The organism is Streptomyces sodiiphilus (genome assembly GCF_039529215.1).
In the GTDB taxonomy this organism is placed as follows: Bacteria; Actinomycetota; Actinomycetes; order Streptomycetales; family Streptomycetaceae; genus Streptomyces; species Streptomyces sodiiphilus.
Map to the genome: position 1 here is coordinate 258,178 of NZ_BAAAMJ010000008.1, position 20,672 is coordinate 278,849.

The 20,672-nt window shown below is 71.2% G+C and carries 20 protein-coding genes; 10 read left to right on the forward strand and 10 right to left on the reverse strand.

Going from position 1 to position 20,672, the window contains the following annotated elements; genetic code table 11:
- The first annotated feature begins 58 nt into the window (after positions 1-58).
- On the forward strand, positions 59-340 hold the full coding sequence (locus ABD299_RS04435; RefSeq protein WP_344258971.1) for a DUF1540 domain-containing protein: 282 nt from the start codon (positions 59-61) through the stop codon (positions 338-340).
- Positions 341-412: 72 nt separating this feature from the next.
- Positions 413-901 carry an NUDIX domain-containing protein gene (locus ABD299_RS04440; RefSeq protein ID WP_344258973.1) on the forward strand — a complete coding sequence of 163 codons (489 nt, stop codon included), beginning with the start codon at positions 413-415 and terminating at the stop codon, positions 899-901.
- A gap of 51 nt (positions 902-952) precedes the next feature.
- Here ABD299_RS04440 and ABD299_RS04445 read toward each other — a convergent pair whose 3' ends face one another.
- The 3 genes from ABD299_RS04445 to ABD299_RS04455 all read right to left on the reverse strand — a co-directional run bounded on the left by ABD299_RS04445 (position 953) and on the right by ABD299_RS04455 (position 4,234).
- On the reverse strand, positions 953-1,822 hold the full coding sequence (locus tag ABD299_RS04445; RefSeq protein WP_344258975.1) for a carbohydrate ABC transporter permease: 870 nt from the start codon (positions 1,820-1,822) through the stop codon (positions 953-955).
- Positions 1,819-2,838, reverse strand: a complete 1,020-nt coding sequence (locus ABD299_RS04450; protein ID WP_344258976.1) for a carbohydrate ABC transporter permease — start codon at positions 2,836-2,838, stop codon at positions 1,819-1,821. The genes ABD299_RS04445 and ABD299_RS04450 overlap by 4 nt, the downstream gene beginning before the upstream one ends.
- An 88-nt stretch (positions 2,839-2,926) precedes the next feature.
- A complete protein-coding gene (locus ABD299_RS04455) occupies positions 2,927-4,234 on the reverse strand; it encodes an extracellular solute-binding protein (protein WP_344258977.1) in 1,308 nt (435 codons plus the stop codon).
- A 205-nt stretch (positions 4,235-4,439) separates the two neighbouring features.
- Between ABD299_RS04455 and ABD299_RS04460 the strand changes: the two genes are divergently transcribed.
- The 3 genes from ABD299_RS04460 (at position 4,440) to ABD299_RS04470 (ending at position 6,987) form a co-directional block, all read left to right on the forward strand.
- Positions 4,440-5,420 carry a 1-aminocyclopropane-1-carboxylate deaminase/D-cysteine desulfhydrase gene (locus tag ABD299_RS04460; protein WP_344258979.1) on the forward strand — a complete coding sequence of 327 codons (981 nt, stop codon included), beginning with the start codon at positions 4,440-4,442 and terminating at the stop codon, positions 5,418-5,420.
- Positions 5,421-5,656: 236 nt separating this feature from the next.
- Positions 5,657-6,070, forward strand: coding sequence for an ATP-binding protein (locus ABD299_RS04465; RefSeq protein ID WP_344258981.1), 414 nt, complete (start codon positions 5,657-5,659; stop codon positions 6,068-6,070).
- Entirely contained in the window at positions 5,959-6,987 is a 1,029-nt protein-coding gene (locus ABD299_RS04470) for an RNA polymerase sigma factor SigF (RefSeq protein ID WP_344259036.1), read from the forward strand. Before ABD299_RS04465 ends, ABD299_RS04470 begins: the two co-directional genes overlap by 112 nt.
- A 10-nt stretch (positions 6,988-6,997) precedes the next feature.
- Here the strand turns inward: ABD299_RS04470 and ABD299_RS04475 are convergent, their stop codons facing one another.
- A complete protein-coding gene (locus tag ABD299_RS04475) occupies positions 6,998-7,507 on the reverse strand; it encodes a hypothetical protein (protein WP_344258982.1) in 510 nt (169 codons plus the stop codon).
- A 72-nt stretch (positions 7,508-7,579) separates the two neighbouring features.
- Between ABD299_RS04475 and ABD299_RS04480 the strand changes: the two genes are divergently transcribed.
- Entirely contained in the window at positions 7,580-8,548 is a 969-nt protein-coding gene (locus tag ABD299_RS04480) for a diacylglycerol/lipid kinase family protein (RefSeq protein WP_344258984.1), read from the forward strand.
- A gap of 317 nt (positions 8,549-8,865) precedes the next feature.
- A complete protein-coding gene (locus ABD299_RS04485) occupies positions 8,866-9,123 on the forward strand; it encodes a WhiB family transcriptional regulator (protein WP_019433310.1) in 258 nt (85 codons plus the stop codon).
- Positions 9,124-9,319: 196 nt separating this feature from the next.
- Here ABD299_RS04485 and ABD299_RS04490 read toward each other — a convergent pair whose 3' ends face one another.
- The 6 genes from ABD299_RS04490 to ABD299_RS04515 all read right to left on the reverse strand — a co-directional run bounded on the left by ABD299_RS04490 (position 9,320) and on the right by ABD299_RS04515 (position 17,076).
- Positions 9,320-10,810: a sensor histidine kinase gene (locus ABD299_RS04490; RefSeq protein WP_344258992.1), complete on the reverse strand. Its 1,491-nt coding sequence runs from the start codon at positions 10,808-10,810 to the stop codon at positions 9,320-9,322.
- Between the two features lie 357 nt (positions 10,811-11,167).
- Positions 11,168-12,241 carry an SIS domain-containing protein gene (locus ABD299_RS04495; protein ID WP_344258993.1) on the reverse strand — a complete coding sequence of 358 codons (1,074 nt, stop codon included), beginning with the start codon at positions 12,239-12,241 and terminating at the stop codon, positions 11,168-11,170.
- Between the two features lie 63 nt (positions 12,242-12,304).
- Entirely contained in the window at positions 12,305-13,849 is a 1,545-nt protein-coding gene (locus ABD299_RS04500; RefSeq protein ID WP_344258994.1) for a glycoside hydrolase family 3 protein, read from the reverse strand.
- Positions 13,850-13,858: 9 nt separating this feature from the next.
- Positions 13,859-14,818 carry a carbohydrate ABC transporter permease gene (locus ABD299_RS04505; protein ID WP_344258995.1) on the reverse strand — a complete coding sequence of 320 codons (960 nt, stop codon included), beginning with the start codon at positions 14,816-14,818 and terminating at the stop codon, positions 13,859-13,861.
- Complete coding sequence (locus ABD299_RS04510; RefSeq protein WP_344258996.1) at positions 14,815-15,768, reverse strand: carbohydrate ABC transporter permease; 954 nt, start codon at positions 15,766-15,768, stop codon at positions 14,815-14,817. The genes ABD299_RS04505 and ABD299_RS04510 overlap by 4 nt, the downstream gene beginning before the upstream one ends.
- A 60-nt stretch (positions 15,769-15,828) precedes the next feature.
- Positions 15,829-17,076 carry an extracellular solute-binding protein gene (locus ABD299_RS04515; protein ID WP_344258998.1) on the reverse strand — a complete coding sequence of 416 codons (1,248 nt, stop codon included), beginning with the start codon at positions 17,074-17,076 and terminating at the stop codon, positions 15,829-15,831.
- Positions 17,077-17,342: 266 nt separating this feature from the next.
- Here ABD299_RS04515 and ABD299_RS04520 point away from each other — a divergent pair, with 266 nt between their 5' ends.
- Genes ABD299_RS04520 through ABD299_RS04530 form a run of 3 tightly spaced genes read left to right on the forward strand, consistent with a single transcriptional unit; the run spans position 17,343 to position 20,642 of the window.
- Positions 17,343-18,164, forward strand: coding sequence for a GntR family transcriptional regulator (locus ABD299_RS04520; protein ID WP_344258999.1), 822 nt, complete (start codon positions 17,343-17,345; stop codon positions 18,162-18,164).
- A gap of 28 nt (positions 18,165-18,192) precedes the next feature.
- Positions 18,193-20,427: a carbon starvation CstA family protein gene (locus ABD299_RS04525; RefSeq protein ID WP_425581248.1), complete on the forward strand. Its 2,235-nt coding sequence runs from the start codon at positions 18,193-18,195 to the stop codon at positions 20,425-20,427.
- A complete protein-coding gene (locus ABD299_RS04530; RefSeq protein WP_344259001.1) occupies positions 20,424-20,642 on the forward strand; it encodes a YbdD/YjiX family protein in 219 nt (72 codons plus the stop codon). The genes ABD299_RS04525 and ABD299_RS04530 overlap by 4 nt, the downstream gene beginning before the upstream one ends.
- The last annotated feature ends 30 nt before the right edge of the window (positions 20,643-20,672 follow it).

Sequence of the window (20,672 nt, forward strand, 5' to 3'; positions counted from 1 at the left end):
AGCCGGAGCGGAGGAACGGCCGGGAGCGGCACCGTCGTCCGGAAACCAGGAGGATCTCATGGACATGCCCGATGTCACCGAGTGCGCGGCCGAGCCGTGCGCCTACAACAGCGCCGGCTCCTGCCAGGCCCTGGCCATCACCGTGGGGGACTCCCGGCACGCCCACTGCGACACCTTCTTCACCACGTCGATGTCGGGCGGCGACCCGTCCGGGGGACGTGTGGGGGCGTGCAAGATGGCCGGCTGCCGCCACAACGTCAACCTGGAGTGCCAGGCCTCCGGGATCTCGGTGGGTCTGCCCGCCGGCCAGGCCGAGTGCATGACCTACGCTCCGGCCTGACCCGGCTTCCCGGCCGGCTACCGGCCCAGAAATGCCCTGGCCCGCCCGGGAGGGGCCACATAGAGTGACGGCATGACTGTGACCGGGCCGGCCGAGCCGGTGCTGCCCGTGGCGGCCAGGACGCTGCTGGTGGCGGCGGTCGTCGTGCACGACCGGGAGGCCGGGCGGGTGCTGATGCTGCGGCGCGGCCCGGGGGCGTCCTTCGGTGCCGGCCTGTGGGATCTGCCGGTCGGCAAGTGCGACCGGGGCGAGCCGGTGACCGCGGCGGCCGTGCGCGAGCTGCGCGAGGAGACCGGCCTGGTCGCCGATCCGGCCGATCTGCGGCTGGTCCACGTGGTGCACGCCGCCCGCGGCACCGCGGCCCCCGACGGCTTCCTGACCGTGGTCTTCGCCCTCCACCGGTGGCACGGTGAACCGGTGAACGCCGAGCCGGGCAAGCACGCGGAGGTGTGCTGGGTGGACACCTCGGCGCTGCCGGAGGACACGGTGCTGTCCACCGACCGGATGCTGACGCGGGCACTGGGCGGCGAGCCCGGCGTGACGCTGCACGGCTGGACGTGACGGACCGCCCCGCGTGCGGGGCGGTCCGGGTCCGGCGCCGGGCGTGCGGGGTCAGCCCTTGACGGCGCCGGAGGTCAGGCCGGTGGCCATCTTGCGCTGCACCAGCATGAAGAAGATGACCACGGGGAGCGCGATGAGGATGGAGGCCGCCATCAGCGCGCCGTAGTTGGTCCCCCGCTGGGTGGTCATCGACATCATCCACACCGGCAGCGTCCACCGCTCGTTGTCCTGCATCACCACATAGGCCAGCAGGTACTCGTTCCAGGTGTTGACGAGCGCGAAGACCGACGTGGCCGCGACCCCGGGGCCGATCAGCGGGAAGACCACCCGCCAGAACGCCCCCATCCGGGTGCAGCCGTCCACCATGGCCGACTCCTCCAGGTCCTTGGGGATGTTGATGATGAAGCCGCGCAGCATCCAGACGCTGAACGGCAGCGCGGCGACGGTGTAGACGACGATCAGCGACCAGTACTGGTTGAGCCCGCCCATGGCGTTCAGCTGGAGGTAGAGCGGGATCAGCATGGCCAGTGGCGGCAGCAGCTGCACCAGGACCAGCACGATCAGCAGCGCCCGGCGCCCGTAGAACCGGAAGCGGCCGATGGCGAAGGCGGCGAGCAGGGCCAGCACCATGGCGGCCAGGACGGTGACCGGCGCGACGATCAGGCTGGTGCGGACCGAGCTCCAGAAGAAGTTCATCTCGATGGCGGTGCGGAAGCCGTCCAGCGAGAAGGAGGAGGGCCACAGCGTCTGGTCCCAGGAGCGGATCTCCCTGGGGGGACGCACGGCGGTGGCGACCATCCAGTACACCGGGAAGGCCATCACGACGAAGACGAGCAGCCCGGCGAGGTTGTAGCCGGCCCGGCGGTTCTTGCGGTCAGGGCGCAGCCTCTGCCGGACATTCTCGGGAGCGGTGGCGCTCATTCGACCTCACCTCTCCTCATGAGCTGGCGCAGGTAGTACACGGCGACGCCGGACAGCAGCAGCACGGCGACGAGGGCAACGGCGGTGCCCTGGCTGAAGGAGGCGCTCTGGAACGCCAGCTGGAAGGAGTAGATGCCCAGCACCTCGTACTGGGGCTCCACGTTGTTGCCGCGCATCAGGAAGATCTGGACGAAGACGTTGAAGTCCCAGATCACCGACAGCGTGGCCACCAGCTGGAACACCGGCTTGATGACGGGGAACACCACGTTGGTGAAGATGCCCAGCGGGCCGGCGCCGTCCAGCCGGGCGGCCTCGACGAGTTCCTTGGGCACCTGGGTGAGCGCGGCGTACAGGGTGACGGCGACGAAGGGGATGGCGCCCCAGACGACCACCGCGGCGATCACCGTGAAGCCCTGCCAGGTCTCCAGGAACCAGTTGTGGCCGCGGAAGTCCAGCCCCGGGATTCTGCTGAGCAGGTTGTTGAACAGGCCGTACTCGGAGTCCGAGAGCCAGCGGAAGATGGAGGTGGCCACGATGACCGGCATCGCCCAGGCGGTGATCAGGGCGAAGGTCACCAGCAGCCGGACCCACGCGGACATCCGCTGCATGATCAGCGCGATGAGCAGTCCCAGCGACATGGTGAGCACGACGCAGACCACCATGAAGACGACGGTCTTGAGCGTGACGCCCCAGAAGTGGGAGTCGGAGAAGATGTTGGTGAACTGGTCGAAGCCGACCCAGTCCGGGGCGTCGCCGCTCCACAGATGCCTGCGGCGGTAGTCCTGGAAGGACATCACCACCGTGCGGAACAGCGGGTAGAAGTAGACGGCTGCGATGGCGAGCAGCGCCGGGAGGACCAGCGCGTAGGGCAGGATGCCGCGGCCGTGCCCGGGGTCGGGCCGACGCCGCTGCCGGACCGGGGGCGGGACGACGCCACTGTCGCCGCCTGCGGCCGAGCCCGCCGTCGCCCCGGGCGGAGACGCCTCGGGCGGGCGGTCGGTGGTGGGAGCACTCACTGTGCGGGCCTTTCGTTCCTCGGAGGTCGCCCTCGGCGCGCCCCGGGGCGGACCGGTGGCCGGTCCCGCCCCGGGGCGCGCCCGCGGATCAGACGTCGCTGTTGATCAGCTCGTCGATCTTTTGGTCGGCCTCTGCGGTGGCCTCCTCGACGGGCGTGCCGCGCAGTACCTCCAGGAGCATGTTCTGCAGGACTCCCTGCTGCTCGATGGTGGCCCAGCCCGGGGCGATCGGGGTGAACCAGGAGCTCTCCAGGGCGGCTGCCGATGCGGCCATGTCAGGGTTGCCGGAGAGGAGTTCCAGTTGCGCGGTGTTGTTCGGCAGCGTGCTGGTCTCCGCCAGCACCTCCATGGACTCGGCGGAGGTGAAGAGGGCGATCCAGTCGGTGGCGAGGTCCTGGACCTTGGATTTCCCGATGATCCCCAGGGTGGAGCCGCCGATGAAGGTGGGCAGCACCTGGCCGTCGGGGCCGGGCATCGGCGCGACGGCGATCTTGCCGTCGAGTTCCGGGTTGCCCTCGTTCTCCTCGCTGACGATCACGCCCGCCTCCCAGGAGGGGCCGTAGATCAGCGCGGACTTCTCGTTGGCCATGACCTGGCCGTGGTCCTGCTCGTCCTTGGTCTGGTCGCCGTTGTTGTAGGTCTTGACCAGTTCGGTGAAGTGCTCGATGCCCTGCTGGGCCTCGGGGGTGGACAGGGCGGCCCGCCACTCGCCGGCGTCCTCGTCGAACTCGGCGATCGCGCCGCCGTAGGCGGAGACGTAGGACATCGCGGCGTACCAGTAGCGTCCGGGCAGGTAGAGGGCGGAGAACGAGTCGTCGGAGCCGAACTCCTCGGCCAGGGCGTCCAGCGCCTCCCGCAGTTCCTCCTCGGTCTGCGGGAGTTCGGCGGAGCCGGTGGCCTGCTCGAACATCTCGGCGTTGTAGATGCCCAGCCGGGAGCCGGCGTAGTAGGGGACGCACCACTGGGTGCCGTCGGCCGTGCAGGCCGTCTCCAGGCCCTCCAGCCAGGTGTCGGAGTTCTCGTAGTCCGCGGGGTCGATCTCGGCCAGCGCACCGTTGAGGATGTACTGCATGGTCTCGGTGTTGCCGAGTTCCACGATGTCGGGGAACTGGTCCCCGCCGAGCGCGGCGTCCAGCTTGGTGGTCTTGTCACCCCACTGCTGGTACTGCACGTTGACCTTGACGTTGGGATACGTCTCGGCGAACTGTTCGTTGACCTGCTCGACGAGATGCGGCCAGGTGCTGTCGGCCTCACCCATCAGCCAGACGGTGAGGGTCTCGCTGCGGTCCTCGGGGGCCGCGTCGGAGCCGGTGGAGCCGTCGTTCCCGTCGGACCCGCAGGCGGTGAGACCGAGCAGGGCCGCAGCGCCGATGGCCGCTATGAGCTTGCGATTCACTTCCATCCTCCTCGGATGCCAGAGATCTCCCGTCCGCCGGTCGCGGTCTCCCCTCCTGTGACCGCGCGTGGCGTCGCAGGCATGACTGCGGGACTGGCCGGGGCTGGCCGTTACTGGTTTAGACCAGGCCCCTGAGCTTGGACTAGACCTGCCGCGATGGTCAACGGCCCGGATGGCCCGGAGACCGCTCCGTTACCGGAACGACATGTGCGCGTCGCGCCCCTCACCCCCCTCACGCCCCGGGCCTCCGGCACGGTCGTGCGCCGCACCGGGCAACAATGAGACGGTGACCACCCTCCCCGGACTCCCCCCGGCGGCCCTCCCCTCACCGCTGCAGGAAATCCACGACGACCGCTTCGCCCGGCGCGGCGTGCGGCTGCTGCTGAAACGGGACGACCTGCTGCACCCGGACCTCCCCGGCAACAAGTGGCGCAAGCTGACCCCCAACCTCCGCGCCGCCACCGAGGGCGGCCACCGCACGCTGCTGACCTTCGGCGGCGCCTGGTCCAACCACCTGCGCGCCACCGCGGCCGCCGGCCGGCTCACGGGCCTGGCCACCATCGGCGTGGTGCGCGGCGACGAACTCGCCGGCCGGCCGCTGAACGAGTCGCTGGCCCGCTGCGCGGCGGACGGGATGCGGCTGCACTTCGTGAGCCGGGCGGCCTACCGCCGGCGCACCGAGCCCGGCTTCCTGGCCGGACTGCGCGACCGCTTCGGCGACTTCTTCGCCGTCCCGGAGGGCGGCAGCAACACCGCGGCGGTGCGCGGCTGTGCGGCGCTCGGCCGGGAACTTCTCGACGCCCCGCACCCCCCGGACGTCACCGCGGTGGCCTGCGGCACCGGCGGCACGCTGGCCGGTCTGGCGGCAGGGCTCGGCCCGCGGCACCGGGCCCTGGGCGTGCCCGTCCTGCGCGGCGGCTTCCTCGGCCGCTCCGTGCTGGAGCTCCAGACCGCCGCCTTCGGCGGCCGGCGCGGCGACTGGTCCCTGGCGGAGGGCCACCACCACGGCGGATTCGCCCGTGTTCCCGCCCCGCTGGAGGCGTTCGCCGAGGACTTCGCCGCCCGGCACGGCCTGCCCGCTCCGGACCGCGTGTACGTCGCCAAACTGCTGTTCGCGCTCACCGCGCTGGCCCAGCAGGGCGCCTTCACCGAGGGCACCGTGCTCGCCGCCGTGATCACCGGCTGATCCCCCGCGCCGGGCGGCCTTCCCCGCGGCACCACGTGATCGCGGGTGCACGGATCGACGCCCTCCCGGCCGGGCACCGCACGCGCCCGCTGCATTACGATGAGTGATGCCATCGAGGTGGACCGGGAGGACCGTCCTCCCTCCGGGCGACAGCACGGCGCGGATCACGGTAGCGTCGCACGCGAACCCTCCGTGCGGTCGGTTCGTCAGGTGTGCAAGTCACTGTGGAGGTGAGGGTGTCCCAGATCCCAGGTGAGGCCGGATCGCAGGACTTCGTGGAAGTCCGGCTCCCCGCGGAAGGCGCGTATCTGTCCGTGCTGCGCACGGCCACCGCCGGGCTCGCCGCCCGGCTGGACTTCACCCTCGACGAGATCGAGGACCTGCGCATCGCGGTCGACGAGGCCTGCGCCATCCTGCTCCAGCAGGCGCTTCCCGGGAGTACCCTCGACTGCGTCTTCACCCTGGTCGGAGACGCACTGCGGGTGACGGTCTCGGCACCGACCACCGAGGGCCACGCGCCGGAGCGGGACACTTTCGCCTGGACGGTCCTCACCGCGCTGGCGGGCGAGGTGGAGTCCGAGGTGGCGGAGGACCGGACGGTCAGAATCAGCCTGCACAAGAAGCGCGGCGCCGCCCCCGGGGCGCCGTGACGGGCGCCCAGCGGCCGTCGGAGGACGAAGGGGCCGAGGTGAGTGACGTGGAGCACGGCGCACGGACGGAGTCCTCGCCGGCCGGCGAGGCAGTGGTGACCGGCCTGCCGGAGCGGCACAGCGTGCCGGAGCAGGGCGGGCAGCGGCGTACCGCTCCCGACCCGCAGGACCGGGCGGCCGCCCGCGCCCTCTTCGTGGAGTTGCGGATGCTCCCGGAGGGCTCGGACGCGCGCGCCGAGCTGCGCAACACCCTGGTGCGGATGCACCTTCCGCTGGTGGAACACCTCGCCCGGCGGTTCCGCAACCGCGGCGAACCACTGGACGACCTCACCCAGGTCGCCACGATCGGTCTGATCAAGTCGGTGGACCGGTTCGACCCGGACCGCGGGGTGGAGTTCTCCACCTACGCCACGCCCACCGTCGTCGGCGAGATCAAGCGCCACTTCCGCGACAAGGGCTGGGCCGTGCGGGTGCCGCGGCGGCTGCAGGAGCTCCGGCTGTCGCTGAGTTCGGCCACGGCCGAGCTCTCCCAGCAGCACGGCCGGGCGCCCACGGTCCACGAACTGGCCCAGCGGCTGAGCATCTCCGAGGAGGACGTCCTGGAGGGGCTGGAGTCGGCGAACGCCTACAGCACCCTCTCGCTGGACGTCCCGGACACCGATGACGAATCGCCCGCCGTCGCCGAGACGCTCGGCGCGGAGGACGACGCGCTGGAGGGCGTGGAGTACCGGGAGTCCCTCAAGCCCTTGCTGGAGGAGCTGCCGCCGCGGGAGAAGAAGATCCTGCTGCTGCGCTTCTTCGGGAACATGACCCAGTCACAGATCGCCCAGGAGGTGGGCATCTCGCAGATGCACGTCTCCCGGCTGCTGGCCCGCACCCTCGCGCAGCTGCGGGACAAGCTGCTGGTCGAGGAGTGACGCCCGGCGGTCAGGCCGCGCGGGGGCCGATGCCCAGCGCCCTGGCCGCCGTCGGCGAGGCCAGGCAGGCCAGCACGGTCAGCGCGACGGCACCCAGCGCCAGCCCGGCGGCCACCCACGGGCCGCCGCTGACGATCATCTGCCAGCCGGTGGGCAGCGCGAACACCTGGAGGGCGACCGCCGGACCGCGGCTCCAGCGACGCAGCAGCCACAGCCCGCGGGCGGCGGAGAGCGGCAGGACGGACAGCACGAGCACGGTCAGCGCCCCGGTGACCGCCTGGAGCACGCCGTCCGGAGTGCTGGTGAACAGCAGCACCAGCATGTAGAGGCCCAAGGCGGCGATCACCGCGCCCTGCCCGGCGGTCAGGGCGGCCGCCACGGCGACCCGGCGCGGCCTGCTTCCCGCGGGTGGCCCGGCCGGGGTGCCGTGTTCCGGCTGCCCGGACGGTGCCGGTGTGCTGTTCCCGGCCTGCCGGGCGGTGCCGGCGGGCTCCGCCGGGGGAGGGGGGTGCTCGCTCACATCGCCAGGGTATCGGCCGCAGCCCGCGTCCCGGCACGCTCCCGCGGCTCCCGTCTGGGTACGCTGCACCCCATGCGCGCCCTCCTCGTGGTCAATCCCGCCGCCACCAGTACCACCGCGCGGACCCGCGAGGTCATCACGCACGCACTGGCCAGCGACCTCGAGCTGGAGGTCGCGACCACCGAGTGCCGCGGGCACGCCCGCGCGCTCGCCCGGCAGGCCGCTGAACACGACACCGCCGACCTGGTCGTCGCCCTGGGCGGTGACGGCACGGTGAACGAGGTCGTCAACGGGCTGCTGCACGCCGGACCGGATCCGGAGCGGCTGCCGCGGCTGGCAGTGGTGCCCGGCGGCTCCACGAACGTCTTCGCGCGCGCCCTCGGCCTGCCGAACGACGCGGTGGAGGCGACCGGCGCGCTGCTGGACGCCCTGCACGTCCGCCGGGAGCGGGCCATCGGCCTGGGGCTGGCCACCGGCACCCCGGGGACCGCCGACGCCGAGGTGCCGAGCCGGTGGTTCACCTTCTGCGCCGGGCTGGGCTTCGACGCCGGCGTGGTGGGCCGGGTGGAGCAGCAGCGCGAGCGCGGCAAGCGCTCCACCCACTCGCTGTATGTCCGTCAGGTGCTGCGACAGTTCGCCGGGCAGGCGCAGCACGGCCCCGGGAGCATCACCTTGCGGCGGCCGGGCGCCGAACCGGTGCCGGGGCTGGCGCTGTCCATAGTCTGCAACACCGCCCCGTGGACCTTTCTGGGGAACAGACCGGTGTACGCCGCCCCGGCCGCTTCCTTCGACACCGCCCTTGACCTGCTGGCTCTCACCCGGCTGACCCCTGCGGCGGTGACCCGGTACGGCACCCAGCTGCTGCGGTCCACACCCGAGCGGGGGCCGCGCGGCAAGCATGTGGTCTCGCTGCACGACGAAACGGACTTCACCTTGCAATCGCAGGCGCCATTGCCGTTCCAGCTTGATGGTGACCACCTCGGAGTGCGTACGAGCGTGACGTTCACAGGTGTACGCCGTGCACTGCGTGTGATTGTGTGACCAGATCGGCGCAAAGTCCTTCCAGTCGAACGTTTACGCCAGACCTCACCCCCGGGAAGTGAGGCTGTGAGCTAAGCGACACCAAGGAATCAAAAAAAACTTCCGGGAAGGGGTTGTATCCGAAGCCGAGGTTTGCGAGTCTTTTCGTGGCGATCGGGACGGCCGAGCTTCGGCCCCCCTGACCCCGAACCCCCTCCTCACCCCACGGGACCGCGTTGGTCCTCTTCATGGAGAACCTTGGGCGCGGCTCTTTCGCTGCGGAGGGATTCGTGAAAGCGTTCACATTCACAAGCAACCCTGCAGGAGATGGAGCAGACATGGACTGGCGTCACAACGCCGTTTGCCGCGAGGAAGACCCCGAGCTCTTCTTCCCCATCGGCAACACCGGTCCCGCGCTGCTGCAGATCGAGGAAGCCAAGGCCGTCTGCCGCCGCTGCCCCGTCATGGAGCAGTGCCTGCAGTGGGCGCTGGAGTCCGGTCAGGACTCCGGTGTCTGGGGTGGAATGAGCGAGGACGAGCGCCGCGCGATGAAGCGCCGCGCCGCTCGCAACCGGGCGCGCAAGGCCACTGCCTGAGCCCACGCCCGGCGGCCACCGCCCGCCACTCGCTGCCCCGAGCCGCAGCGCGCAGCACCCCGGTGCGTACGCGACACTGAGCCGAAGCCCCGGACCGCACACTGTTCACACGGTGTCCGCGGTCCGGGGCTTCGGCCGTTCCGGAGCAGCTCGTGGCACCGTGCGCCGGGCGCGCGCGGCCCGCGCGCCGGGCAGATCAACGCTTGTGCGCGGTGAGCGGGATATCGAGCACCACCTTCGTCCCCCCGGTGGACGCCGGGAGCATGTCGAACCGCCCGCCCAGCTCCCCCTCCACCAGGGTGCGAACGATCTGCAGACCGAGGTTGCCGGCGGTCCGCGGGTCGAACCCGGGCGGCAGACCCCGCCCGTCGTCCTGCACTGTCACCAGCAGCCGGCCGGGATCGCGGCCCGCTTCCCCACGCGTCGCACAGACCTCCACCGTGCCGTGCTCGGCCGGGCCGAAACCGTGCTCCAGCGCGTTCTGCAGGATCTCGGTGAGGACCATCGACAGCGGGGTGGCGGTCTCCGCGTCGAGTATCCCGAAGCGGCCCGTGCGATGCCCGGTCACCCGGCCGGGGGAGAGTTCGGACACCATGGCCAGCACCCGGTCGGCGATCTCGTCGAACTCCACCCGCTCGTCCAGGTTCTGGGAGAGCGTCTCGTGCACGATGGCGATCGACCCGACCCGCCGGACGGCTTCGTCCAGCGCGGCCCGCGCACTGCCGTCACCGGTCCCCCCGATGCGGCGGGCCTGCAGCCGCAGCAGTGCCGCGACCGTCTGCAGGTTGTTCTTCACCCGGTGGTGGATCTCCCGGATGGTGGCGTCCTTGGTCATCAGTTCGCGTTCCCGGCGGCGCAGTTCGGTGACGTCGCGCAGCAGGATCAGGGAGCCGATGCGCTCGCCCCGGGGCTTGAGCGGGATGGCGCGCAGCTGGACGACGCAGTCGTTCCCCTCGATCTCCGCCTCCCGCGGGGCCCAGCCACTGGCCAGCTTCACCAGCGACTCGTCCACGGGTCCGCGGGTCGGGGCGAGTTCGGCGGTGGTCGGCCCCAGCGGCAGACCCACCAGGTCCGCGGCCAGCCCCAGCCGGTGGTAGGCGGACAGGGCGTTCGGACTGGCGTACTGGACGACCCCCTCGGCGTCCAGGCGGATGAAGCCGTCCCCCACCCGTGGCGCCCTGTCCATGCCGACCTGCTGGCCGGGGAACGGGAAGGCGCCGCCCGCGATCATCTGGGCCAGGTCGGAGGCACTCTGCAGGTAGGTCAGTTCCAGCCGGCTGGGGGTGCGCACGGTCAGCAGGTTGGTGTTGCGGGCGATGACGCCCAGCACCCGCTCCTGGTGGCGGACCGGGATCGACTCGATGCGGACCGGCACCTCCTCGCGCCACTCCGGGTCGCCCTCCCGGACGATCCGTCCCTCGTCCAGCGCGGCGTCCAGCAGCGGCCGGCGGCCGCGGGGCACCAGGTGGCCGACCATGTCGTCCTGGTAGGAGGTGGGGCCGGTGTTGGGCCGCATCTGGGCGACCGAGACGTAGCGCGTGCCGTCACTGGTGGGCAGCCAGAGCACCAGGTCCGCGAACGAGAGGTCGGAGAGCAGCTGCCACTCCGAGACGAGCAGATGCAGCCATTCGAGGTCCTTCTCGTCGAGATCGGTGTGCTGACGGACGAGGTCGTTCATGGAGGGCACGGGAGCGAGCTTACCGGCGCATGTTCGAAACCCGGACGCTGTTGCCCGGGTCCCGGAGAGTGGGAACAGAGCATGACGGCACACCGGCGCGAGGACCGGGAAGATCCGGAAGTCCGTTCAAAGGATGGACACACGGCCCGCCCGCGGGCGAGAATACGGGGGTAGTGCGCAGACTTCTGCCCTCCCCGCACAGGAGGGCAGAGCGAGGCCCGGCGCTTTCTGCCCTGACGGCGAACCGGGCCCGATGCTCCGGGCTGCGGTGCCGGGAGGGTTGAGGGTCCCTCGCCGGCGCCGCGGCCCTGGGTGCGTCACGACCCGGCGGCCCAGCGCCTCCCTCCCGCACCGGGCGCCCGGCGCTCAGCGGGTCTCGGTGACCTTCGCCAGGGCACGGGGCGCATCGGGGTCCTGCCCGCGGGCGAGGGTCACCTCGTGGGCCAGCATCTGCAGCGGCAGAATCTCCAGCACCGGCTGCAGCTCCTCCGCCACCTGCTCGGCGGGAAGCGCGAAGCCCGCCGACGCCAGGTCCACCTGGTCCCGCGGGCCGATCACCACCAGGTCCGCGCCGCGGTCCCGCAGTCGCTCCAGGACCGGCTGCAGGGCACGGCCGCCGCGTCCGTCGGTGACGATCGCGATGACCGGCGAGACGTTGTCCACCATCGCCAGCGGGCCGTGCAGCAGGTCGGCACCGGAGTAGGACAGGGCCGGGATGTAACTGGTCTCCATAAGCTTCAGCGCGGCCTCCTTGGCCGTCGGATAGCCGTAGCCACGCGAGGTGAGCACCATGCGCCCGGCGAACCGGTAGCGGCCGGCGAGCACCCTCACCTCCTCGCGGCGGGCCAGAATGCCCTCCGTCAGCTCCGGCAGCCGGGCCGCCGCCCGGGTTCCGTCCACGCCGCGCAGGCCCTCCACGAAGAGGTAGAGCGCCAGCAGCGAGGCCGTGTAGGTCTTGGTGGCCGGCAGCGCCCGCTCCGGGCCGGCCAGAATGTCGATGTGGAACTCGCTGACGGCGGCCAGCGGCGAGTCCGGGTTGTTCGTCACCGCCAGGGTGACGGCGCCGGCCTCCCGGGCGGCCCGGGTGGAGTCGATCAGGTCCGGCGAGCCACCGGACTGGCTGATGGTGATCACCAGGACATCCGTGAGATCCGGCCGGGCGCCGTAGGCGGTGGTGGTGGACATGGAAGTGAGCCCACAGGGCTTGCCCAGCAGGATCTCCAGCAGGTACTTGGCGTAGAGGGCGGCGTTGTCCGACGTCCCGCGGGCGGTCAGCAGGACGAAGCGCGGCTGCCGGGCGGCTATCCGCCGCGCGGTCTCCCGGATCTCCGGGGCGCCCTTCGTGAGCAGGCGGCGCAGCACGGCGGGCTGCTCGGCCATCTCCCGGGACATGATCCGGCCGGGGCGGTGCTGGTCCGGGGCGGGCGGTGTGGCGGTCATGGATGCCTCCTGGAAGGGCCGGAACTGATGCGAAGGGCCGGGCGGGGGGAAACTCGGTCGGGTTCAGGCGCCACGGCGGCCGGTGAGAACTTCGGCGGCGGCCAGGCCGCAGACCCTGGCGGCGCCGTGGGTGGCGAGGTGCACGGCACCGGACGGCTCGGCCTGCGGCACGCCCATCTCGACGACCGCCGTCGCGGGCCGGGCGTCGAGCAGTGCCGCCAGTGCCGCGGCCATCCAGGGGTGCCGGTGGATGTCCCTGACCACCGCCACCACGGGGCGGTCGCCGGCCTCGGCCAGCACCCGGGCGACCAGCGCGGGAACGCCGTCGCGGTCCGCCTCCTGACGAGTGTGACTGCCGCTCCGGGTGCCCGGGAGCAGCCGCTCCAGCTCGGCGCCCACGCCCCACGGCGTGCCGGACCCCACGGCGACGTTGGTCACCGGCGTGAGGGTGGCGACGTACGCGGGCCGGGTGAGCGGCAGCGCCCGGCCGCCGGTCAGCGGATCACGGGTGACCCGCAGCGCCCGGCGGGCCGCGGCCAGCCCGATGTGCGGGTCCTCCTCCCCCGGTCCGGCGGCGGCTCTGGCCTTGGCCGACCAGCGGCCCAGCGCCCGGACCCGCTCGGCGGCGTCGTGCAGCCGTTCCTCAGGAAGTTCCCCGCCGCGCACGCCGGCCACCAGGGCGTCCCGCAGCCGCAGGACCTCCGCCTCGTCGGAGGGGCTGCCGCCCACGCAGATGGCGTCGGCTCCGGCGGCGATGGCCAGCACGCAGCCGCGCTCCATGCCGTATCCGGCGGCGATCGCCTCCATCTCCATGCCGTCGGTGAAGATCAGTCCTTCGAAGCCGAGGCCGCCCTCGGCGGCCGGTGCGCGCAGCAGACCGCCCAGCACCGCGGGGCTGAGGGTGCCGGGCAGCTCGGGGTCCAGCGCGGGCAGCAGGATGTGGGCGCTCATCACGCAGCGGGTACCGGCCGCCACCGCCGCCTTGAAGGGGACCAGTTCCCGGCTGTGCAGGAGGTCCAGTCCGGTGTCGATGCGCGGCAGGGCGTGGTGGGAGTCCACGCTGGTGTCGCCGTGCCCGGGGAAGTGCTTGACGCAGGCCGCGACGCCGGCGGACTGGAGCCCTTCCACGTAGGCGACGGTGTGCCGGGCGACCAGCTTCTCGTCGTCGCCGAAGGAACGCACCCCGATGACCGGGTTGCGGGGATCGGAGTTGACGTCGGCCGACGGCGCCCAGTTGACGGTGATCCCGCAGGCCGCCAGCCGGCGGCCGAGTTCACCGGCCACCGCCCGCGTCAGCCCGGTGTCGTCCACGCTGCCCAGCGCGTGGTTGCCGGGGAACGAGGACCCTTCATTCACTTCCAGGCGGGTGACGTCGCCGCCCTCCTCGTCGATGGAGACCAGCACGTCGGGGCGCACTTCCCTCAGGCGGGCGGTGAGGCCGGCGAGTTGTCCGGCGTCCACCACGTTGCGGCCGAAGATTCCGACGCCGGTCATGCCGTTGTCCAACTGACGCAGCAGCCAGTCGGGGGCGGTGGTGGTGCCGGCGAAGGCGGGCTGGAGCACGGCCAGCGCGTCCCGCGTCAGGGTGTCGGTTATGGAACTGGTCATGGGCGTGCGTTATCCCTTCACGGCCCCGGCGGCCATGCCCCCGGTGACCCGTCGCTGGAGGATGAGGAAGACGAGCAGTACCGGAACGGTGAACATCGAGGACGCCGCCATGGTGGCGCCCCAGTCGTTGCCGAAGTTCGTCTGGAACCTGGTCAGCCACAGCGGCAGCGTGGCGGCCTGGGGAGCCTTGTTGAGCACCAGCACCATGGCGTACTCGTTCCACGCCATGATGAAGCCGAACAGCGAGGTGGCCATGAGACCGGGAGCCAGGAGCGGGAAGATCACCCGGAAGAACGCCCCGCCCCTCCCGCAGCCGTCGATCATGGCGGACTCCTCCAGTTCCCTGGGCACCGCGGCGATGAAACCACGCAGCATCCAGACGGTGAACGGAAGAGCCATCACGAAGTAGACGACCGTGAGCGTCAGCAGACTGTTGAGCATCCGCAGGTCCCGGGCGTTGAGGTACATCACGATGATGAGGATTTCCCAGGGCGCCATCTGAGCCGCCATCACCACCAGCACCATGCCGCGCCGGCCGCGGAAGTCCAGGCGGGCCAGGGCGAAGCTCGCCGCCAGCGCCACCAGGAGGGCCAGCAGCACCGCGCCCAGGGTGACCGTGACGCTGTTGCGGACATAGACCCAGAACAGCTCGACACCGGTCGCGGTGGCGTAGTGCTCGAAGGTCGGGGTGAACCACAGCACCGGGTCGCGGGTGAGCACCTGCGAGTTGCTCTTGAAGGAGGTGGCGAACATCCAGTACACGGGGAAGACGAACACCGCGGCGAGCAGCAGGGCCAGCGCCTCCGGCCACAGCGGGCGCCGGCGCGGCCCCGCTCGACGGGCGGTGCGCCGTCCCCACGCCCCGGGCCGGGCGGCAGCGGGGCCGGCGGACACCGCCGGCGGCGGCGCCGGGGGCGTCCGGCCGGGGTCCGGCAGACCGGTCCCGTCCGCGCGGTCGGTGGTGCTCATGGCTGCCCCTCCTTCTCCTGCCGGAGGATCAGCCGGAACCAGAAGGACATCGCCACCAGCAGGATCAGGAGGGTCAGCACGGAGATCGCGGCAGCGGTGCCGTACTGGTTCTGTCCCATGCCTTCGATGTAGGCCATGACCGGCAGCGTCTCGGACTCCCGGTTGGGACCTCCGCCGTTCATCGCGTACACCTGCACGAATGCCTTGAAGACCCAGATGACCTCGAGGAACGTGGTGATGAGGAAGAACGGCTTCATCATCGGACCCACCACGGACACGAAGATCCGCACGGCGGACGCGCCGTCCACCCGGGCCGCCTCGTAGATCTCCGGCCCCACGGTGGTCAGCGCGGCGTACAGGTTGAGGGCGACGAACGGCACGGACGCCCACACGACGAGCACCGTGACCACCGTCAGGGTGGACAGCCCGGAACCGAACCAGTTGTGCTGGTCGTAGCCGCTGAGGCCGACGGTGCGCATCGCCCAGTTGGCCACCCCGAACTGGGTGTCGAACAGCCAGCGGAAGACCGTGACGGTGGCCACCACCGGCATCGCCCACGCGGCCACCAGCGCCAGCGAGAGGACCAGCCGCACGGCCTTGCGCACCCGGCCCAGCAGCAGTCCGATCAGGGTGCCCAGCACCATGATGAGCACCACATTGACGGCCATGAAGGCGAAGGTGCGTGCGGTGGCCGACCAGAACCGCTGGTCCTCCAGCACCCGCAGGTAGTTGTCGGGACCCGCCCACCGGGTCGTCCGGGAGATCAGTTCGCGGCGTCCGAACTCCTGGAAGGAGATGGCCACGTTGCGCACCAGCGCGTACCCGAGGACCGCCGCCAGGGCGAGCACCGCCGGGGCGATCAGCAGGTAGGGCAGCGAGGAACCGCGCCGGAGCCGCTCCCGGGCGGGAGCGCTCGCCGGGGAGGGGCGTTGCCCGGTCTGCGCGGTCATGCGGGTCTTCCTCGCTCGAAGCGGTACGGCGGGGCGGGCCGGGCGGGGGTCCGGCCGGTGTCAGTCGCGGTTGATGCGGGCGGTGATCTCGGTGTCGGCCTCCGCGGCGGCGGTCCGGTAGTCCGCGCCGTTCAGCACGCGGGTCATCAGGTCCTTGACCGGATTGGGTTCCGTCTCGACGTAGGACCATCCGCCGGTGAGCGGCGGCAGATAGCCGGCGTCCGCCGACGCCACCATGGCCTCGGCGAAGGAGCCCTCGGCGGGCCGGGCGGTCACGTCGGTGCGGGCCGGGACCACGCCCCCGTCGTAGGCGTCGACGAACCTCTGGTGCCACCGGGCGGAGGTGGCGGTTCGCACCCATGCCTCGGCCAGTTCCCTGTCGCCGGCGCGCTCGGACACGGCCAGGTTGGAGCCGCCCAGGAAGACATGGCCCGGCCGGTCCGCCGTCGGCCCGGGGACGGGGAAGTACCCGAAGTCGGCCTCCTGCCCGCGTTCGCCGATCGCCTCGATGGCGGCGGCGGCCTCCCAGCCCAGTCCGATCCAGGAGGCGACCGGCCGGTTGGGGACGATCTCGGTGGACTGCTGCGGCGAGGCCTCGTCGTTGTCGGCGGGGGCATCGGAGAAGGAGTGGAGCCGGGCGTAGAAGGCCATGCCGGCCTCGCCCTCGGGGGTGTTCAGGGCGCCCTTCCAGCGTCCGTCCTCCTCGACGGCGAAGCCGCCCCCCTCGTCGGCGACGAAGCCGCCCATCACGTAGTAGCTGCGGCCGGGCAGATACAGCGGCTCGGCGTCCGTGTTCTCCTCGATGGTCTCCAGCGCCCGCAGCCACTCCTTCCGGGTGGCGGGGACCTCGGCCCCGGCCTCCCGCCAGATGGCCCGGTCGTAGACGACCACGCGGTTGGCGCCGTACCAGGGGACGGCGTAGAGCGTGCCGTCCAGCCGGGCGGAGGCGAGCATCGGCTCGTTCCAGGGCTCGTCCTCCAGGCCGGACAGCCCGGCCAGGCCTCCGGTGCCGGCGTAGCCGACGGTCTGGGTGTTGCCGATCTCCAGCACGTCCACGGTGCCGTCCTCGGACAGGGCGGTGGTCACCCGGTCCTGGATGCCGTCCCACTGCTGGATCTCGACGTCGACCCGCACGCCGTGCTCCTCCTCGAAGGCGGCGTTGAGCTCGTCCAGCCACTCCTGGGGGGCCGAGCCGTCCATCAGCCAGACAGTCAGCGCGCCGGTTCCGCCCCCGCCGTTCCCGGTGCCGCAGGCGGTGGCGACGGCCGCCAGTGCGGCAGCGGCCAGGGCCGCGGTGAGCTTGCGCAACTCGTCACTCTCCTCAGGGGCGGCCAGGCCCCTGACGTGCGGGGACGCGGGTGACCGGAAGGGCGGGGAAGAGGTCTGGACCACTCCCCCGGCAGCTTGGACTAGACCACTTGGAGAGTCAAGGACCGACAGGGAGGCGACCCGCTCCGTTACCGGACCGACACCTGTTCGGGTGCCCGCAGTGGTCTAGTCCGTGCCACGATGGCAGCGACCACACTGCGCAGGAGCCGATGACAGCGGCACAGGAACAAGGCGGAAGGCGTGCCATGGTGACGGACGGGGGCGCGCCGGCGGGCGCCGTGAACCCTGCGAGGAGAACGGTTCCCGGAAGTGCCGGCCCCAAGGACGCCGCCGACCGGAACCGCACCGCCCGCGTACCGAAGTACTACCGGCTCAAGCGGCACCTCCAGCAGATGACCGAGACGATGCCGCCGGGCACCCCCGTACCTCCGGAGCGGACCCTCGCCAGCGAGTTCGACACCTCCCGGACCACCGTGCGGCAGGCGCTCCAGGAGCTGGTCGTGGAAGGCCGCCTGGAGCGCATCCAGGGCAAGGGCACCTTCGTCGCCAAGCCGAAGGTCTCCCAGGCGCTCCAGCTGACCTCCTACACCGAGGACATGCGCGCCCAGGGCCTGGAGCCGACCTCCCAGCTGCTGGAGATCGGTTACATCACGGCCGACGAGCGGCTCAGCCGGCTGCTCGGCCTGCCCGAGGGCGGCCGGGTGCTGCGCATCGAGCGCCTCCGGCTGGCCAGCGGCGAACCGATGGCGATAGAGACCACCCATCTGTCCCAGGAACGCTTCCCCGCACTGCGGCGCAGCCTGGTGCGCTACACCTCCCTGTACACCGCGCTGGCCGAGGTCTACGACGTCCACCTGGCACACGCCGAGGAGACCATCGAGACCTCGCTGGCCAACCCGCGCGAGGCCGGGCTGCTGGGCACCGATGTCGGACTGCCCATGCTGATGCTCTCCCGGCACTCGCGGGACACCTCGGGCGAACCGGTGGAATGGGTGCGCTCGGTCTACCGCGGCGACCGTTACAAGTTCGTGGCGAATCTGGAAAGGCCGGTCAAAGGACTGACCTGACCATGGTCTTCCCGCCTCCTTTGCCCTAATGTCCCGCCGGGACAATCGGGGGAATCACAAAGGAGGCAGCGTGCGCAACGTACGCCCGAAGACAATCGCCGTATGGACGGTGGTCGCGCTGATCAGCGCGTTCGCCTGGTCCATGCTGGCACTTTCCCGCGGAGAGGAGGTCTCCGCCGCGTGGATGGTGGCGGCCGCTCTCGGCTCCTACGCCATCGGTTACCGCTTCTATTCCAAGTTCATCGCCTACCGCGTGCTCAAGGCGGACAGCACCCGGGCAACGCCCGCCGAGCGGCTCAATGACGGAGTGGATTTCCATCCCACCGACCGCAGGGTGCTTCAGGGACACCACTTCGCCGCGATCTCCGGCGCCGGACCTCTGGTCGGCCCGGTGCTGGCGGCGCAGATGGGTTACCTGCCCGGCACCATCTGGATCATCGTGGGCGTCATCCTGGCCGGCGCCGTCCAGGACATGGTCACGATGTTCTTCTCCGCGCGGCGGGACGGCAAGTCCCTGAGCCGCATGGCCCGTGAGGAGATCGGCCCGGTCGGCGGCACCGCCGCCGTCGTCGCCGTCTTCGTGATCCTGGTCATTCTGCTCGCGGTGCTGGCGCTGGTGGTGCTCAACGCCCTGGCGGACTCCCCCTGGGGCGTCTTCTCCACGGCCCTCACCATCCCCATCGCCCTGTTCATGGGCGTCTACCTGCGGTGGATCAGACCCGGGCGGGTGGTCGAGACCACGGCCATCGGCATCGGCATGCTGTTGTTCGCCATCGTGGCGGGACGGTGGGTGGCCGAGTCGTCCTGGGCCGACACCTTCACGCTCAGCCCGGCCACGCTGGTCATCTGGCTGGTGGCCTACGGCTTCATCGCCTCGGTGCTGCCGGTCTGGCTGCTCCTGGCCCCCCGGGACTACCTGTCCACCTTCCTCAAGATCGGCACCATCGGGCTGCTGTTCGCCGGCGTGCTGATCGCCAACCCTTCTCTGAAGATGGAGGCGGTCACCGAGTTCGCCACCCGCGGGGACGGGCCGGTGTTCGCCGGTTCGCTGTTCCCGTTCGTCTTCATCACCATCGCCTGTGGCGCCCTGTCGGGGTTCCACTCCCTGGTCTCCTCGGGCACCACACCCAAGATGCTCCAGAAGGAGACCCAGGTCCGCCCGATCGGCTACGGCGGCATGCTGATGGAGTCCTCGGTGGCGGTGCTCGCGATGATCGCGGCGGCCGTACTCGACCCGGGGCTGTACTTCGCGATGAACGCCCCGCCCGCCGTCATCGGCGACACGGTGCAGGCCGCGTCGCAGACCATCACGTCCTGGGGCTACACCATCACCCCCGAGCAACTCCAGGCCGCCGCGGCGTCGATCGAGGAGGAGTCGGTCCTCTCCCGGACCGGCGGTGCCCCCACCTTCGCCATGGGTGTGGCGGCGATCTTCACCCAGTTCCTCGGCGGCGAGGCGATGATGGCCTTCTGGTACCACTTCGCCATCATGTTCGAGGTCCTGTTCATCCTCACCACCCTGGACTCCGGGACCCGCATCGGCCGCTACATGCTCCAGGAGGTCATCGGCGGCGTCAGCCCGAAGTTCAAGGATCACGGCTGGAAACCCGGCGTGTGGATCACCAGCGCCGTGGTCGCCCTGTTGTGGGGGTACTTCCTGTGGGTCGGTGTGCACGATCCACTGGGCGGTATCAACACGCTCTTCCCGGTCTTCGGCATCTCCAACCAGTTGCTGGCCGCCATCGCGCTCACCATCTGCACCACCCTGCTGATCAAGTCGGGGCGGCTCAGGTACGCATGGGTCACCGCGGTCCCGCTCGCCTTCGTGTCCGTGGTGACACTCACCGCGAGCTGGCAGAAGGTGTTCTCCGCCGACCCGCGGGTAGGCTTCTTCGCCCAGCGGGCCCGGTACCAGGAGGCCATCGAGAACGGCGAGCCGGTCCTGCCGGGCCAGACCGTGGAGCAGATGCGGGCGATCGTCACCAACTCCACCGTGGACGGCATCCTGTCCGCGCTCTTCGCCGTCCTCGTCGTGGTCATCATCGCGGACGCGGCGCGGGTGTGCGTCAAGGCGATCCGGCAGCCGGACAGCGTCCAGGACCTGGAGACCCCGTACGTGAAGTCGCGCATCGTCGCCCCCGCGGAGCTGGTCGCCACCCAGGAGGAGCGGGCGGAGATGGCCGCTGCCGGACTGCCCTCCAGCGGAGGGGTACCCGGCGAGGACGGCGGATCGGGTGCACCACGGGAGGAGGTCCGGGCATGACCGCCCTGCGACGTGGTCTGCGGCGGGTGCGCCGGGGAATCCGCTGGGTGTGGTGGTATCTCACCGAACTGACCGGTGAGAACGCCTACCACAGACACGTGGAGCGGGTCCGCCGGGCAGATCCCGGCGCCCCGGTCCCCGGCCGCGGCGAGTTCGAGCGCTGCCGGATGGACGCCCGGGACCGTGACCCGGGCGGCGGCGCCCGCTGCTGCTGACCCGCTCGCAGGACACCACAGGGGCGTCCG

Excerpts from the sequence above, each read along its gene's own strand:
- ABD299_RS04435 (WP_344258971.1), top strand. The coding sequence starts at position 59 with ATGGACATGCCCGATGTCACCGAGTGCGCGGCCGAGCCGTGCGCCTAC.
- ABD299_RS04440 (WP_344258973.1), top strand. The coding sequence starts at position 413 with ATGACTGTGACCGGGCCGGCCGAGCCGGTGCTGCCCGTGGCGGCCAGG.
- ABD299_RS04445 (WP_344258975.1), bottom strand. The coding sequence starts at position 1,822 with ATGAGCGCCACCGCTCCCGAGAATGTCCGGCAGAGGCTGCGCCCTGAC.
- ABD299_RS04460 (WP_344258979.1), top strand. The coding sequence starts at position 4,440 with ATGTGCGCGTCGCGCCCCTCACCCCCCTCACGCCCCGGGCCTCCGGCA.
- ABD299_RS04480 (WP_344258984.1), top strand. The coding sequence starts at position 7,580 with ATGCGCGCCCTCCTCGTGGTCAATCCCGCCGCCACCAGTACCACCGCG.
- ABD299_RS04485 (WP_019433310.1), top strand. The coding sequence starts at position 8,866 with ATGGACTGGCGTCACAACGCCGTTTGCCGCGAGGAAGACCCCGAGCTC.
- ABD299_RS04495 (WP_344258993.1), bottom strand. The coding sequence starts at position 12,241 with ATGACCGCCACACCGCCCGCCCCGGACCAGCACCGCCCCGGCCGGATC.
- ABD299_RS04500 (WP_344258994.1), bottom strand. The coding sequence starts at position 13,849 with ATGACCAGTTCCATAACCGACACCCTGACGCGGGACGCGCTGGCCGTG.
- ABD299_RS04505 (WP_344258995.1), bottom strand. The coding sequence starts at position 14,818 with ATGAGCACCACCGACCGCGCGGACGGGACCGGTCTGCCGGACCCCGGC.
- ABD299_RS04510 (WP_344258996.1), bottom strand. The coding sequence starts at position 15,768 with ATGACCGCGCAGACCGGGCAACGCCCCTCCCCGGCGAGCGCTCCCGCC.
- ABD299_RS04520 (WP_344258999.1), top strand. The coding sequence starts at position 17,343 with ATGGTGACGGACGGGGGCGCGCCGGCGGGCGCCGTGAACCCTGCGAGG.
- ABD299_RS04525 (WP_425581248.1), top strand. The coding sequence starts at position 18,193 with ATGTCCCGCCGGGACAATCGGGGGAATCACAAAGGAGGCAGCGTGCGC.
- ABD299_RS04530 (WP_344259001.1), top strand. The coding sequence starts at position 20,424 with ATGACCGCCCTGCGACGTGGTCTGCGGCGGGTGCGCCGGGGAATCCGC.